11 protein-coding genes and 1 pseudogene (1 of these 12 only partly in view) are annotated in these 15025 nt (G+C 41.2%); 9 read left to right on the plus strand and 3 right to left on the minus strand.

The window, feature by feature from the left end; genetic code table 11:
- From LFX17_RS03670 to LFX17_RS03690, 5 genes are all read left to right on the plus strand, one after another.
- Positions 1-2387, plus strand: partial view of a type I restriction endonuclease subunit R gene (locus tag LFX17_RS03670; RefSeq protein WP_238729048.1) — the 3' portion only. The gene continues 400 nt to the left of window position 1, outside the view; the window shows 2387 of its 2787 coding nt (coding positions 401-2787); its start codon lies beyond the left edge, outside the window; the stop codon is at positions 2385-2387.
- A 188-nt stretch (positions 2388-2575) separates the two neighbouring features.
- Positions 2576-3382: a DUF488 domain-containing protein gene (locus LFX17_RS03675; RefSeq protein WP_238729050.1), complete on the plus strand. Its 807-nt coding sequence runs from the start codon at positions 2576-2578 to the stop codon at positions 3380-3382.
- A gap of 175 nt (positions 3383-3557) precedes the next feature.
- The gene (locus LFX17_RS03680) at positions 3558-4217 is read left to right on the plus strand and encodes a hypothetical protein (protein WP_238729053.1); all 660 of its coding nucleotides are present in this window, start codon (positions 3558-3560) and stop codon (positions 4215-4217) included.
- A gap of 46 nt (positions 4218-4263) precedes the next feature.
- Complete coding sequence (locus tag LFX17_RS03685; protein ID WP_238729056.1) at positions 4264-6420, plus strand: restriction endonuclease subunit S; 2157 nt, start codon at positions 4264-4266, stop codon at positions 6418-6420.
- Positions 6413-7909 carry a class I SAM-dependent DNA methyltransferase gene (locus LFX17_RS03690; protein ID WP_238729058.1) on the plus strand — a complete coding sequence of 499 codons (1497 nt, stop codon included), beginning with the start codon at positions 6413-6415 and terminating at the stop codon, positions 7907-7909. The genes LFX17_RS03685 and LFX17_RS03690 overlap by 8 nt, the downstream gene beginning before the upstream one ends.
- Positions 7910-8148: 239 nt before the next feature.
- On the opposite strand, the pseudogene LFX17_RS20925 reads toward LFX17_RS03690, so the two are convergent.
- A pseudogene (locus LFX17_RS20925) lies at positions 8149-8809 on the minus strand (IS256 family transposase); the annotation flags it as partial.
- 173 nt (positions 8810-8982) lie between these two features.
- On the opposite strand from LFX17_RS20925, the gene LFX17_RS03695 reads away from it, so the two are divergent.
- Together LFX17_RS03695 and LFX17_RS03700 are read left to right on the plus strand one after the other, a co-directional pair.
- The gene (locus LFX17_RS03695) at positions 8983-9804 is read left to right on the plus strand and encodes an SDR family oxidoreductase (protein ID WP_238745095.1); all 822 of its coding nucleotides are present in this window, start codon (positions 8983-8985) and stop codon (positions 9802-9804) included.
- A gap of 240 nt (positions 9805-10044) precedes the next feature.
- A complete protein-coding gene (locus LFX17_RS03700; RefSeq protein ID WP_238745097.1) occupies positions 10045-11100 on the plus strand; it encodes a class I SAM-dependent methyltransferase in 1056 nt (351 codons plus the stop codon).
- 83 nt (positions 11101-11183) lie between these two features.
- Here the strand turns inward: LFX17_RS03700 and LFX17_RS03705 are convergent, their stop codons facing one another.
- The gene (locus LFX17_RS03705; protein WP_238745099.1) at positions 11184-12059 is read right to left on the minus strand and encodes a PcfJ domain-containing protein; all 876 of its coding nucleotides are present in this window, start codon (positions 12057-12059) and stop codon (positions 11184-11186) included.
- Positions 12060-12598: 539 nt separating this feature from the next.
- Between LFX17_RS03705 and LFX17_RS03710 the strand changes: the two genes are divergently transcribed.
- Both LFX17_RS03710 and LFX17_RS03715 read left to right on the plus strand, forming a co-directional pair.
- The gene (locus LFX17_RS03710; RefSeq protein WP_238745101.1) at positions 12599-12856 is read left to right on the plus strand and encodes a hypothetical protein; all 258 of its coding nucleotides are present in this window, start codon (positions 12599-12601) and stop codon (positions 12854-12856) included.
- A gap of 92 nt (positions 12857-12948) precedes the next feature.
- Positions 12949-13875, plus strand: coding sequence for a hypothetical protein (locus tag LFX17_RS03715; RefSeq protein WP_406600693.1), 927 nt, complete (start codon positions 12949-12951; stop codon positions 13873-13875).
- A gap of 239 nt (positions 13876-14114) precedes the next feature.
- Here the strand turns inward: LFX17_RS03715 and LFX17_RS03720 are convergent, their stop codons facing one another.
- A complete protein-coding gene (locus tag LFX17_RS03720; RefSeq protein WP_238729070.1) occupies positions 14115-14981 on the minus strand; it encodes a VOC family protein in 867 nt (288 codons plus the stop codon).
- Between the last annotated feature and the right edge of the window lie 44 nt (positions 14982-15025).

Below are 15025 nucleotides of genomic sequence, written 5' to 3' on the forward strand. Positions count from 1 at the left end.
TAAGAGCTTGGGAAAAAAATGAGAAACAACTTAGGAGTAGATTATTAGATCTACCCTCATTACCCATATCGGGTCTTAGAGATTGTCAAATTCTTGCAATTACAAAATTAGAAGAATCTTTTAAAGGAAACAAGCCAAGAGCTTTGATTCAAATGGCTACTGGCTCAGGAAAAACTTTTACTTCTATTACATTTATCTATCGATTGTTAAAATATGCAAAGTCTAAGAGAATCTTATTTTTAGTAGATACTAAGAATTTGGGTGAACAAGCGGAACAGGAATTCCTGTCTTATTTGCCTAATGATGACAATCGAAAGTTTACGGAATTATACGCGGTTCATCGATTGAAGTCCGGATTTGTTCCACCCGACAATCAAGTATATATTAGTACGATACAAAGATTATATTCTATTTTACGTGGAAAAGAGCTTGAAGACTCATCTGAGGAAGGGAACCCAAATGAAAAATGGGTACCCAATGAACCGGTTCCCGTTGAATACAATCCGAATTTATCACCTGAGTTTTTTGATTTTGTTGTTATCGACGAATGTCATAGAAGTATTTATAATCTGTGGAAACAGGTGCTCGAATATTTCGATGCATTTCAAATCGGTTTAACGGCCACTCCTGATAATCGAACTTACGGTTACTTCAATCAGAATGTTGTAAGCAACTACGGATTCGAAGATGCAATAGCCGATGGCGTTCTTGTTCCTTATAACATTTTTACTATTGAGACAGAAATTTCTAAGAATGGAGCTCAAATTCAAAAGGAGAGTCTCTTTAAAGAATACATTGAAAAAAGAGAACGCTTAACAAGAAGAAAATTCTGGGAACAATTGGATGAGGACTTGGAATATTCTGCGAAAAAGTTAGACAATGAAATCGTGAATCCAAGCCAGATTCGGACCGTTATTAAATCGTTTCGAAAGAATCTACCTCAGATGTTTCCCGATCGATACGATCTAAATCATGAATTTGAAGTCCCGAAAACTTTAATTTTCGCAAAGACGGACAGTCATGCGGACGATATTATTCAAATTGTCAGAGAAGAGTTTGAAGAAGAAAATAGATTTTGTAAAAAAATAACCTATAAAGCGGAAGAGGATCCAAAATCTACACTCTCTCAGTTTCGGAACGATTATTATCCAAGAATTGCAGTTACCGTAGATATGATTGCGACCGGAACGGATGTAAAACCTTTAGAATGTCTTCTATTTATGCGAGATATTAGAAGCAGGAATTATTTTGAACAAATGAAAGGAAGAGGCACACGAACTCTGAGCCTAGACGATCTTAGAAAGGTCAGCCCATCTGCTCAATTTACGAAAGATCATTTTGTCATCGTTGATGCGGTAGGTGTTACGAAAAGTTTAAAAACGGATAGTAGATCTTTGGATAAAAAGCCAGGAGTAGCTTTAAAAGATTTACTGGGGGCTATTGCAGTAGGCGTTCAAGACGAAGATTTGTTTACTACACTTGCCGATCGATTGATTCGATTAGATAAACAATTGACGGAAAGGGAACGAGAGCAGTTTAGACAAAAGGCAAAAGGAAATCAGGTTCCACAGGTTGTCAAGGCACTTTTGAATGTTTATAATCCGGACACGATAGAAGCATTAAGAGACGATATAAAAAAGGAATCGCAGAATGTATCTTTAGAAGAAATTGAAATCCAATTTCAAAGCAGACACTCGGATATGATTCAAAAAGTGGCAGATATTTTTTCGGGCGAACTTAATCGTTTTATTGAGTCGATCAGAAAAACACATTTTCAATATATTGACGAGGTTAATTTAGACAAGGTCCTGAATGAAGCATGGGAAAAGGAAACAATGACAAATGCGGAGACATTGATTTCTGATTTCCGTGCATGGATTAACACGCATAAGACTGAAATTCTCGCCCTACAAATTTTTTATAATCAACCTTATCGCAGACGTGAATTAACATATTCGATGTTAAAAGATGTTCTGGATATCTTGAAATCGGCTAAGCCGAGTATGGCTCCTTTAAATATATGGAAAGCTTACGAACAATTAGAAGCTGTCCGTGGAAATCCTAAAACTGAACTGATGGCGCTTGTCTCATTGATTCGAAGAATAACGGGAATCGATTCTTCTTTGACAAGCTATGATAAGATCGTGGATAAAAACTTTCAAGATTGGGTATTTAAAAAACAGGCAGGCACACTTAAATTTAATAAAGAGCAAATGCACTGGTTGCAGATGATCAAGGACTATATTGTTACTTCGTATCATGTTGATAAAGAAGACTTTGAATTAGACCCCTTCAATAAAGAGGGCGGCTTAGGTAAATTTTGGCAGCTTTTTGGAGCAGAAGCCGAACCAATTTTGGAAGAGTTGAATGAAGTTCTGGTGGCATGAAGATTTTAAAAAATCAAAATTTTGAGAGTTGAATACTAATTTGTTCTGTACGAGAGTTGATTCCTTTTTATACATATCATAGATTCTCGTAAAAGTTTCAAGTGACGACCGTGTATTATCGAAGAAAAGTAATCTTAGCCTTATTACAGTCGTTTGGTGGAAGTTTGTCCAAAACGGATCTCCAGAAATTGTTGTTTTTATATACGCAAAACCAAGAAATGCCGTCCTTTGATTTTTTGCCTTACCGATTCGGTTGTTATTCTCCTCAGGCTACTCAGGATTTAAAAACGATGACGAAGTATGGCCAAGTAGACGAGACGCAATCAGGTTGGTCGGTTTTGGATTCTTTAGATTACAGAAAAACATTAAAGAAGAATGATGTAGATCGGTTGGATTTGTTTTCGAGAAAGTTTTCGAAATTACGCGGAAAACCATTGATAAAGTTCGTATATGAAAACTATCCATTCTACGCGATTAAAAGTGAAATCGCGGAAACAATCTTAGACAAAAACCAGTGGGTCCAAGTGGTAAATTCTAGGCCGACTCAAAGGGAACCATTACTTTTTACGATTGGCTATGAAGGAAAAACTGTTGAGAGCTATGTAACAGAATTGATACGGGAGAATGTTCAAGTCCTCTGTGATGTTCGAAAAAATCCGTTGAGTATGAAGTTCGGTTTTTCTAAAGCTCAACTGCAAAGCATCTTAGAGACAGTTGGGATCGAATATGTACATATTCCCGGCCTTGGAATCGATTCCGACAAAAGACAGGGATTGAATTCTCAAAAAGATTATGAAAAACTGTTTCTTGAATATGAAAGAAGCACTTTGGCTTTGAATTCAAAAGATCTAAAAATAGTTGCAGATCTATTTCGTGAAAAGGGGAGAATCGCGTTAACCTGCTTTGAAGCGGATTCAAACTGTTGCCATAGAAGTCGAACGGCGAGGAAGTTGTTGGATTTCTTACCGAAAAAAACGAAACTCAATCACCTCTGAAAAGTGTATGAAGGTTCTCATTACGGTAAAAACATATCCCGCAATTTCAGCCAAATATGGAGAAACGGTTTGTACCGCTGGAATTACCGAGGAAGGAAAGTGGATCCGAATTTATCCGCTTCCGTTTCGAAAAATCAATTATAAAGATCGTTTTCATAAATACCAATGGATCGAGTTGGATTTAAGACCCAATGGGAGCGATTTTCGTCCCGAATCCCATCGTCCGACTGATTACCAAAAAATTCAAACCGTTGGAGAAATTGCTCCTGATGGAAATACCTGGGCGGAAAGAAGAAAATTCATTTTACAGAATGTTTATACAAATCTCGATCAATTGATTGGCGAGGCTAAAGATAAGAAAGTTTGCACCTCTTTGGCAACTTTTAAACCTATGAAATTTCTAGATTTTACGTATGAAAAAACGGAAAGTACTTGGGATCCTAAAAAATTAAGAGCCTTAGAATCTGAAAAACAACAAGGGATTCTTTTTGAAAATGAAGAAGAAGACGATATAGAAAATTTCGAAGTCGTAGATAAGGTTCCCTATAAGTTCAAGTTCAAGATTGAAGACGATTCAGGGAAGGTCTCTCATATGATGATCGAGGACTGGGAAACCGGAATGCTCTATTGGAATTCTCTTGCGCGTCGAGGAGGAGATGAAGCCAAGGCTTGCGAAGACGTTAAAAAGAAGTACTTTGAAGACTTCGCCAAAACGAAAGATTATTACTTTTTCTTAGGAACCACCAAACAACATCATTACGTTGCTCCGAATCCTTTTGTGATCATCGGAGACTTTCGACCCAAGCCGATGGAACAGTTGGAGTTGGGGTTTTGAGTTCAACATTTGAAATTAGAGATTATTTCGAGAGAATATTGAATTAATGGAAGAAATTAAGAATAAGATTCAAGATCGAACTCTCTCCAACTCTTCACTTTTAAGTAACGATTATATTCCAGATACATGGAATATAGTAAAACTTGGAGAAGTTGCTGAATATATAAATGGAAAGGCATTTAAGTCTTCGGAATGGGCAAAGGAAGGAGTGCCAATTATAAGAATTCAAAATCTAAATCGAGAAATTTCAGAATACAATTATTGTAAAGTGGAGATCGAAAAAAAATATCATGTAAACTTCGGTGATTTGCTATTTGCTTGGTCAGGAACTCCTGATACTTCATTTGGGGCTCATATCTGGAGAGGGGGATTTGCATATTTAAATCAGCATATTTTTCGAATTGTAGTTAATGAAAAGTTGATTGACAGACAATTCTATCTTTATGCGTTAAAGAATAAGATAAAAGAATTTGTGAAAAAAGCTCATGGAACGGCTGGTTTAGCGCATATCACTAAGTCTAAGTTTGAGGCGGCTAAAATTCCCCTTCCACCCATCGCCGAACAACAACGCATCGTATCCAAAATCGAAGTACTGTTCAGTGAATTAGACAAAGGAATCGAAAACTTAAAAACAGCTCAGAAGCAGCTCAAGGTCTATCGACAATCCGTTTTGAAATCGGCCTTTGAAGGAAAGCTAACCGAGGAATGGCGAAAGAAACATCTGAATCAGATTGCGAGTGAAGATATAACAGAAGAGAAGAATTCTTCTTTAGGGGAACTTCCGAGCGGATGGAAGTGGGTGAAGTTGGGGGACGTTTTACGAAGTAAATTAACTAATGGTTATTCTGGAAAACCGGTTAAATATTTTACAAATTATAAAGTATTGAAACTTTCTGCAACGACTTCGGGAAAATTTTCATCTAAATATTACAAATATCTGGATGAAAAGAATTTATATGATCGTGATATTTGGTGTAGCAATCATGATATTTTAATTCAAAGAGGGAATACCTTAGAATACGTAGGTGTGCCTGCATTATATGAAGGAAAAGATAAAGAATTCATTTTTCCAGATCTAATGTTTCGCGTGCAATGCTCTGAAAATTTAATCATACCAAAGTATTTATATTATAATATATCTAATCAATATCAAAGGGATTATTTAAGGAAAAGAGTCGCTGGATCGGCGGGGACAATGCCGAAGATAAATCAGAATATTCTTAGTAGTTTACCAATTTCTTTACCAACATTGTCCGAACAACAAGCAATCGTCCAAGAAATCGAATCTCGCTTCAGTATTTGCGACAAACTCGAAGAAACCATTCAATCTTCGCTCAAACAGGCAGAATCTCTTCGGCAAAGTATTTTAAAAAAAGCATTTGAAGGAAAGTTAGTCGCACAAGATCCGAACGATGAACCTGCATCCGTTCTTTTAGAAAGAATTCGTGCAGAGAAAAACACTACATTCGAAAAAACGAATGTAAATTCCGCAAGGAAAGTCGCTGAAAACGCACTCTCGCCGAAAGACAATCTGATTCAATTTCCTCAACTCATTCCTGAAATTACCACGACGGATTTACACGCTGGCGTGATCGCGATGGTCATCGAAGCCCATGAAAAACAGCCAAAGTATTTAGAACATTTGGGTCATGTGAAATGTGAAAAGATTGCTCATTTGGTGGAATCCCATCTTGGAATTTCATTGGGAAGAATGCCTGTAAAGGATGCGGCCGGTCCGGATGATTACCCTCACTTGAAAAAGGTTGAGTCCCGTGCGATCAAGGCAAATTACTTCGGGATCAAAAAGTTAAACATCGGTCATACCTACCAATCGAAACAGGGGATGCATAAAGTTCTTACAAAAGTCTCGAATCAACTTGATAGCAATGATTTACAAAAAATCAGAAACTTAATTCAAGACTTTATGCCCTTGGATAAGCTCCGCTCCGAGGTTGTGGCAACTCTCTTTGCGGCATGGAACAATCTACTTATAGGAGGAAAGCAGCCGACAAACGAAGAAATCATATTCGAAGCGAGAGAAAATTGGACGCCGGAAAAACTCAAAATTCCAAGAGAGAATTTTTTGAAAACTTTACTTTGGATGAGAAGAAAGGGTTATATTCCGGAAGGAAAGGGCGCAATCGTTCCTAAGTCCAGTAAAAAGACATCTACTCAGAAAGGAAAAAAGGGATCGCGTGAGTAATCATTCTCATACAAATGGGATCGTTGGGAAAGTTTGGTCTTTTTGCAATTTGCTTAGAGACGACGGAGTGAGTTACGGAGATTATCTTGAGCAGCTGACATATCTCTTGTTTTTAAAAATGGCTCATGAATATTCGAAGCCGCCTTATGATCGTAAGATTGCGATTCCGAAAGAATACAACTGGGAGAGCCTAACTGATAAGAAGGGTGCGGAGTTAGAGACGCATTATAATAAACTTCTCAGAGAGTTGGCTAAGTCCCAGGGAATTCTTGGACAGATTTTTACAAAGAGTCAGAACAAAATCCAAGATCCCGCTAAACTTGGAAAACTTGTCGAGATGATCGACAAGGAAAATTGGGTTCTTATGGGAACCGATGTAAAAGGAGATATCTACGAAGGGCTTTTGGAAAAGAATGCGGAAGATACCAAAAGCGGGGCAGGCCAATACTTCACGCCCCGGGCCTTGATTAAGGCTATCGTGGAATGTGTTCAACCGGAGCCGGAAAGAACGATCGCAGATCCTGCTTGCGGAACAGGTGGTTTCTTTTTGGCTGCATATGATTATATTACAAAACAGGATTTGAATAAAGAACAAAAGAAATTTCTAAAGTTTAAAACTTTTTTCGGAAATGAAATTGTAGCCGGAACCCGTCGGTTAGCGTTGATGAATTTATTTTTGCATAATATAGGAGATATCGATACCGATAATTTTATTTCTCCAACGGATGCTTTGATTGCAGATCCGGGGATTCGTTATGATTACGTTTTGGCCAATCCGCCATTCGGTAAAAAAAGTAGTTCGAAGATTACGAATGAGAAAGGAGAGCAAAAGAAAGAAGAATTTACATATAACCGGCAGGACTTCTGGGAAAGCACGAGTAATAAACAGTTAAACTTTTTACAGCATATTAAAACTATTTTAAAAACTACGGGTAAGGCGGCAGTAGTACTTCCGGACAACGTTCTTTTTGAGGGTGGTGCTGGAAAGACGATACGAGAAAAATTGATGGAAACGGTTGACCTTCACACAATTCTTCGACTTCCGACCGGAATTTTTTATGCGAATGGTGTAAAGGCGAATGTGCTTTTCTTTGACGGAAGACCCGCGACTAAAGAACCCTGGACTAAAAATATTTGGTTTTATGATTATAGAACGAATATACATCATACGCAAAAGAAGAATCCACTTAAACTAGAGGACTTGAGGGATTTTATCAATTGTTATAATCCTGAGAATCCTAACAAACGAAAAGAAACTTATCATCCCGAAAAAAATCCGGAAGGTCGATGGAGAAAATTTTCTTATTCTGAGATTACAACTCGTGATAAGACGAACTTAGATATTACTTGGATCAAGGATAAGTCGCTTGCTGACTTGGATAATCTTCCGGATCCGGATGTACTTGCGGAAGATATTATTGAAAATTTGGAAGCAGGTTTAGAAAGTTTTCGTGAAATTTTAGTTGTTTTGAATGAGCAAGACCGGTAGATAAAAGCTTAGTAATCGAATAAGGTATAGTTGTACTACTAATGCCTGTGAATCACTCCTAAAGAAAGGTGCTCTTATCTACGAGAATTAACCGTCATCGGTTTCCGAAATAATTGTTGGAGGATTTAAATCGGTGTTTTGAGAAGAGGGATCTTTTTGGTCTTGCCTCATAAAAGTTAGATGGATAATGTCCTTAAAGTTTCGCACAATTTAACTTTGAGATAAGGCTCTCAATACGGTCAAGCCGTGAGCTTTGAAATTTTTAGTTCTTTTAGCTTGTCCATGTCAACATACTTTTTAGTTCCCCATTTAGTAGAAGCGATATGCCTAAGACGGGCGGTCGCCAACATGAGAGCCGACTTCCCATCTGAAAAGCTCCGACAACCTTTGTCCTTCTTTTGATCTCTTTAATGATCCTTTCTAAAGGATTATTCGTACGGATCTTTCTCCATTGCTCAGACGGAAAGTCCATGTAAGCCAGCGTCTATTCGATCCCATCGGAGAGAATCTTGGAAGCTTCTTTCAATTTCATTTCGATTAATCTCTCCATCACAAAGTTGGCTTTCTTTAAGGCTTCTTCTTTGTTCTCTTGGGAATGAATCGCCTTCAACATTTGAGAAATGACATTAAAGGATCCTCTCGGGGCTTTTCCAAATACATTCCTGTAGAAATGAACGATACATCTTTGCAATTTGGATTCCGGAAAGAAATATGGAATCGATTCTACTAAACCGAGACATTTATCAGAGACGATTCGATTTACTCCTTTGAGACCTCGATCCTTTAGATGTTTTAGGAAAGTTTGCCAACTTTCCTTTTCTTCTCTGGCTCTTTCCATGGACCCGGAACCTCTCTGTAGCCTTCTGAATTAACTCCTATGGCTACAAGAATCGCTACGTTTCATCCCCCCCCCAAAAAAAAACTTGTAAGCCGTTATAACATCCGTCGACGAAAGCGCGATCAACTTGTACAATCCGATACGAACTAAAGCCTGATGCGGGGATCCGTATGTCGCTTTAAAAAATCGAAGTAAGAGCAACATGGGCCCACTCGTTCAAAAGAATCGGAGAAACATGAAACAAACGGAAAAAAATCAAGTGATCCTCATAACGGGAGCCAGCGAAGGAATTGGAAGAGAGCTTGCGCTTTTATACGCGAAACGAAAAGCCAAACTCGTTCTCGCCTCCCGCAACCAAAGCACGCTTGCAGATTTGGCTATAGAATGCGAACGAATGGAAGCGCAAGCGCTTGCGGTTCAAACGGACGTATCTTCCTCCGAAGATTGCAAAAATCTAATAGAACAAGCCGTAAAAAAATTCGGAAAGATCGACATTCTGATCAACAGCGCCGGAGTTTCCATGAGTACCCCGTTCGAGTCCGTGCAGGATTTATCCGTTTTTCGTAAGCTCATGGATGTGAATTATCTCGGGACTGTTTACACTTCTTATTTTGCCTTATCCTATCTGAAGAAGAACAAGGGAATGATCGTAAACATATCTTCCTTACAAGGAAAAACGGGTTTCCCTAGATCAACCGGATACGCCGCTTCCAAATTCGCAGTTCAAGGTTTCAGTGATTCGTTACGGATCGAATTGATCGGAACTGGAGTGGGCGTGCTTGTCGTTTCGCCAGGACCGATCGCGACCAAAATGAATTATAGAAAATTCGACGCAAACGGAATCATCACGCAAGAGGAGGATCTGAAATCCGGAAAGAGAAAACTCATGTCTCCGGAAGAATGCGCGTGTTTGATCGCGAAATCGATCTCCAAGCGGGAACGGGAATTGATTATGACTTTCGGAGGAAAATTGATTCCTTGGGTCAGACTTTTGTCACCGACCTTCGTGGATAGGATGATCGCGAATGCGGTGAAACGATTTTATTCCGACAAATAGACCCTCGATTGATTTACTTATGACATTATAAAAATGGAATAAACGGTTCTTGCGGAAGTATAAATCAATAATTGCGGAACGTTTATTCTCTTTCATGTTGAGTTTGTTCCCTGCGAGAATAGGAGCATGAAAATGGCTTTATCTTTTCCGTGTTTCGATTGAATCGTACCGAAACGTAACGATTCAATTTTTACGTTGAATATTATATTTTTATAAAATATAAATCAATAGGAGATTCACATGGCGATCGATTCACAGAAAGTGGAACAGCTTGTCGGAAAGTTGTTCGGCGAGATTTCGGCAGGTTACAGCGGAGCATTGGTCCTGATCGGCGACGCGTTGGGTTATTATAAGGAGCTAGCAAAAGGGCCGCTTACCTCTTCCGAACTTGCGGAGAAAACGAAAACGACCGAGCGTTATGCGCGCGAATGGCTGTCCGCGCAGGCAGCAGCGGATTATCTGCAATATGATCCGGCGCAGAAAAAATTTTCCCTATCGCCGGAACAAGATATGATCTTTAACAACGAGGATAGCCCCGCGTATTTGATGGGCGGCTTTTACGCAGTTTCCGCGGCTTATTCGGCCGTTCCCAAATTGATCGACGCTTTCAAAACCGGCAAAGGCGTTCCTTGGGGAGAACAACACGAACATATCTTCTGCGCGACCGCCAAATTTTTTCGTCCCACGTATCTTTCTCAGCTATTACAATCTTGGATTCCTGCGCTTGAAGGAGGTATAGAGGAGAAGTTGAGAAAAGGCGCGAAGGTTGCGGATGTCGGTTGCGGTTTCGGAACTTCGACCGTTATTTTAGCCAAAGAATTTCCGAATTCCCATTTTTACGGTTTTGACGCACATTCTCCTTCCATTGAAAAGGCGCGTGACGCGGCTCTTCAGGCGGGTTTAAAGAACGTCACCTTCGAGGTCGCTACGGCGAAGAATTATCCGGCGAACGATTACGATTTAGTGGCTATGTTCGATTGTCTTCACGATATGGGAGATCCGGTAGGCGCCGCGGCTCACGCACGTAAGGCTTTAAACAAGGACGGCAGCGTGATCATTGTCGAGCCGTTTGCTCACGATCATCTTGAACAAAATCTGAATCCGATAGGTCGTATTTACTATTCTGCCTCGACGATGTTTTGTACGCCTAGTTCTTTGAGTCAAGAGGTGGCTTTGGGATTAGGAGCGCAAGCGGGCGAGGCGCGCATGCGCGACGTAGTTACGAAAGGCGGATTCACTCGTTTTCGGCGCGCGGCGGAATCCCCTTTCAATATCGTTTACGAAGCGCGAGTTTGATTGCGATTGTCATGACATCCGGCCTTTGGCCAGCTGGCGCCCGTATGTTTTGTCCGGGCGCGGTCCGCTTGTTTTTTAGAAATTCAACGGTTATAAATCCAATCGGGCGGAATCCCCAATCGAAACGCGTCTCCCAACATGAAAATTCCGTTTTGCATTCTCCATTCTTCCACTTTCTTCAACGTCTCCGTCTTTACTACTTTATTGAAAGCGGCTGCGACTTGATCGAGATACCAATCTCCGTTGATGTGAAAGAGGGACAACGTGCAGCGTTCGGGAAAGAATATTCTATAAATGTAATATTTTCCTTCTAAAACGCGGGTGTCGTAGCTGAAGATACAGTTGTGTTGGATTCGAGATTCGAGGAACAATTCCTTTCTCGAGTCGATCGGTTCGATCCAATCTTCTTTTTCCATCGGAGGAGTCGGATAAGGCCGATCCAATCCGTTGAACTCGTTCTTCTGAATCTTGCGGATCATTTCTTGTTCGAGGTAGAGCAGATGTTCGAGCGATCGAATCTTCCACTGAGGAGAAAAACGTTTCACTTCTTCATAAAGCTGAAACGCGTTTTCGTAATCTTCTTTTTTGAAATTCGCATCCGGAAATCGTGTCGAAAGATCCTTTAAAAACAAGATCTCCCATTTTTCGTTCCAGCCTTTCGACAAGGCATAGTTGAAAAAACGAATGATGAATTCGTTGATGATCGGCAGGTGATGAAACGCCTTTTGGAAAACCGGAATCGAATACAGATATCGGAACGGTTTTAAATATCCTTTGCGAACGGCCGAGTCGGTGATTCTTTCTAAAACCCGCAAAGAACTCGGATGAAAACCCAAATACGCGGCGACTTCTTTTTGTTTCCGAAAGGGAAGTCTTTTCCGAATCTCCTCGAAGTCTTCCGGCACGATGGGAAGGATCGATTCGGGATTTTTGAAACAGAATTCCAGCGCAAAAATCATTCGTCCTGCATTCTAACCTATTCCTTTAGATCGTCCTTTCTTTTTCTTTGTTTTGGAGAATTTCGAAAAAAGAATTCCGATTCACATTTCAAAGCGAACAACAGAAACGTACGGATTTTTTTGTTCGGATTCATTGAAATCGGTGAGTGTCACTGCGTGCATAACCTTGCTCAAAAGTCGAGAAATCAATGAATCAATCACCGCTAAAAACGCAGATTTTTTTAGTGTTCCGACAACAAGGAAGCCTTTTGCTTGTAGAAAGTATCATCTTCTGATCGAGAAAAATTTCCCGAGGTCTTTCCGCCGCCTCGCATCGCGATCCATAGAGAGCGATGCGGCTGAGTTCACCCCGCCGCCCAAAATCCGGGCCGGGGCCGACTTTATTTTACGACAAAGTCGTAATACCTCTTACGGTTCATCTTTCGATCAGAACTTATGGTTGAGTAACGCTCGCCGATTTCGTTCAAAAACGGACTTGATTCCGTGCGGAGTTCGAGTGCAATTTTAGAGTAAATCGTTTCCGGAGGGGGAATTGCATCATGAGTTTATCACAAGTAGTCAAACGGGAATTCGAAGTCGCGTTTTCAAAACACGGGCAACCGCTCTGGTTTCGAACGGTTAAGTATTGCGTATTGCTGATTCTCCTATATCTGATTCGGGATTCCGAATATCTTTGGCTTGTTTTGTTAAGCGCATTCGTGATTTCGTTTACCGTTCATTTTTGGTTCCGATATAAAACGAAGGGTTGGACGCAAAGTTACGGACCTTGGAAATGCGATCAAATTATAAAATCCTAAACTACCGGATCAAAAAAAGAATTGCCTGTGCGCTCGAAACGATGCGGATTGTTTCCGTGAAAAATCAAAAATCAATCCTAAGTTTTACGGCAATGTTCTTGAGTTTCGTCGTATTGCATCCGATGCACGCGTCTCCAAAACTCGGAAACTGCGAAGTTTTCCCCGATAACAACGTATGGAATACGCCGATCGACGGTTTGCCCGTTCATTCTCTATCGCAAGCGTATGTTCAGAGCATCGGCGCCCGCAAAAAGCTCAAAGCCGATTTCGGTTCCGGTTTTTGGGAGGGAAGTCCGATCGGAATTCCGTTTACCTTGAAGACCGGTTCTCCATCGCGCATAACGTTCGAATATGCGGATGAAAGCGAGCCAGGTCCGTATCCGATTCCGGATGACGCACCGATCGAAGGAGGAGAGGCGAGCGACGGAGATCGTCACGTTCTCGTTCTCGACGAAAAGACATGCAAACTTTATGAACTCTATCATGCGCGAAAAAAAGGAAACGTTTGGACTGCGATATCGGGTGCGATCTTCGATTTGAAGTCGAACGCGCTTCGACCGGACGGTTGGACTTCCGCGGATGCGGCAGGTTTGCCGATTCTTCCGGGATTGGTTCGTTACGAAGAAATCGAAGCGGGCGAAATCAAGCACGCGATTCGTTTTACCGCAAAGCGAACTCAAAAAGCCTATCTTTGGCCCGCGCGTCACTTCGCTTCCAAAATCACGGATAAAAACGTTCCACCGATGGGAACCCGTTTTCGATTGAAGGCGAGTTTTAACATCGACGGTTTCAGTAAGGAGAATCAGATCATTCTTCGCGCGTTGAAAAAATACGGAATGATTCTTGCGGACAACGGCTCGGATTGGTTCTTATCCGGCGCGCCTCACGAGAAATGGAACAACGATCTGCTTCACAAACTCGGAAAAATCACCGGCGATCAATTCGAAGCGGTGAATTCGGAAAGTCTAATGCTTTCCTCCGATTCCGGAGAGGCAAAACAACATTCGGAAAAGAAATAATTCGTTTTTTGAATGTATCGGATCGTCCGAACGGAAACGGAATTCAAAGCGGGTTTTTTATTCGGGCGTTCCTACTCGCCAAAACCGAAGAAAAAAATATCTTCGTAAAGTCGTAGGCGGGCTTGCTTCGCGCTCCGCTGACGCTGCGGTCGCCTCTTTCGAGGCGACTGCGACGCACGCTTCGCATCCCTAACGCGGGGGACTCCGTAAAATCGGTGTTAAACGGAATCGGTCGGGGATTATTTTTGATCGTAAGCCGCTTTCAGTTTTGCGATGTCGATCTTGTCCATTTGAAGCATGGCTTGCATCACTCTTTGCGATTTTTGAGGGTCCTTATCCTGCAAATACGCTCCTAAAATCGGAGGAATGATTTGCCAGCTGACTCCGAACTTGTCTTTCACCCAACCGCATTGTTGTTTAACTCCTCCTAAGGAAAGTTTGTCCCAGTATTCGTCGATTTCTTCCTGCGTATCGCAACGGACAAAAAAGGAAATCCCTTCGGTGAAAGTGAACGCATGCGCGAGTCCGCTATCCATCGCCATAAAATTTTGACCGGCGATCGTAAAGTCCGCCCGTTTGACGGTTCCTTCTTTTTCGCCGGATTGATCGTTTGCGGAAAATCGTTCGATGTTTCCGATTTTGGAATTCGGAAATTGGGAAGCGTAAAAACGGATCGCTTCTTCCGCTTTACCGTGTTTGTCTCCTACGAACAATAAAAAGGGAACTACGCTCTGTTCCTGTTTAGAAAGATGAATCTGCCAAGAAACTCCGCATTTATCCTGAAGCCATCCGAATCTTTCGCTAAACGGATACGCACCCAATTCCATTAGAACCGAACCGCCTTCCTTCAATTTGTTCCAAAGCTGATTTACTTCCTGTTCGGTTTTGCAATTTACGAAAAAAGAAACAGCGGGAGTAAACCGAAAATGCGGACCTCCGTTGAAGGAAAGAAGCTCCTTCCCGTAAATGGAAAACGTCGCGGACATCACGTTATCCCCCGCTTTTGCTACGCCGGAAACTTTCGCATCGGGAAAAGCAGAAGTGTACAGTTCGGTCGCTTCTCCTAAGTTATTGTTGAACATCAAAAAGGGGGATATCTTCTGCATAAAAACCTCGTTTTAGTATAATTGATTTCTTTCAAGGGCCTTCA

Source organism: Leptospira sanjuanensis (assembly GCF_022267375.1).
Classification (GTDB): Bacteria; Spirochaetota; Leptospiria; order Leptospirales; family Leptospiraceae; genus Leptospira; species Leptospira sanjuanensis.

Bases quoted from the DNA above. Each gene is read 5' to 3' on its own strand.
- LFX17_RS03685 (WP_238729056.1), top strand. From the start codon at position 4,264: ATGGAAGAAATTAAGAATAAGATTCAAGATCGAACTCTCTCCAACTCT.
- LFX17_RS03695 (WP_238745095.1), top strand. From the start codon at position 8,983: ATGAAACAAACGGAAAAAAATCAAGTGATCCTCATAACGGGAGCCAGC.
- LFX17_RS03700 (WP_238745097.1), top strand. From the start codon at position 10,045: ATGGCGATCGATTCACAGAAAGTGGAACAGCTTGTCGGAAAGTTGTTC.
- LFX17_RS03705 (WP_238745099.1), bottom strand. From the start codon at position 12,059: ATGATTTTTGCGCTGGAATTCTGTTTCAAAAATCCCGAATCGATCCTT.
- LFX17_RS03710 (WP_238745101.1), top strand. From the start codon at position 12,599: ATGAGTTTATCACAAGTAGTCAAACGGGAATTCGAAGTCGCGTTTTCA.
- LFX17_RS03715 (WP_406600693.1), top strand. From the start codon at position 12,949: ATGTTCTTGAGTTTCGTCGTATTGCATCCGATGCACGCGTCTCCAAAA.
- LFX17_RS03720 (WP_238729070.1), bottom strand. From the start codon at position 14,981: ATGCAGAAGATATCCCCCTTTTTGATGTTCAACAATAACTTAGGAGAA.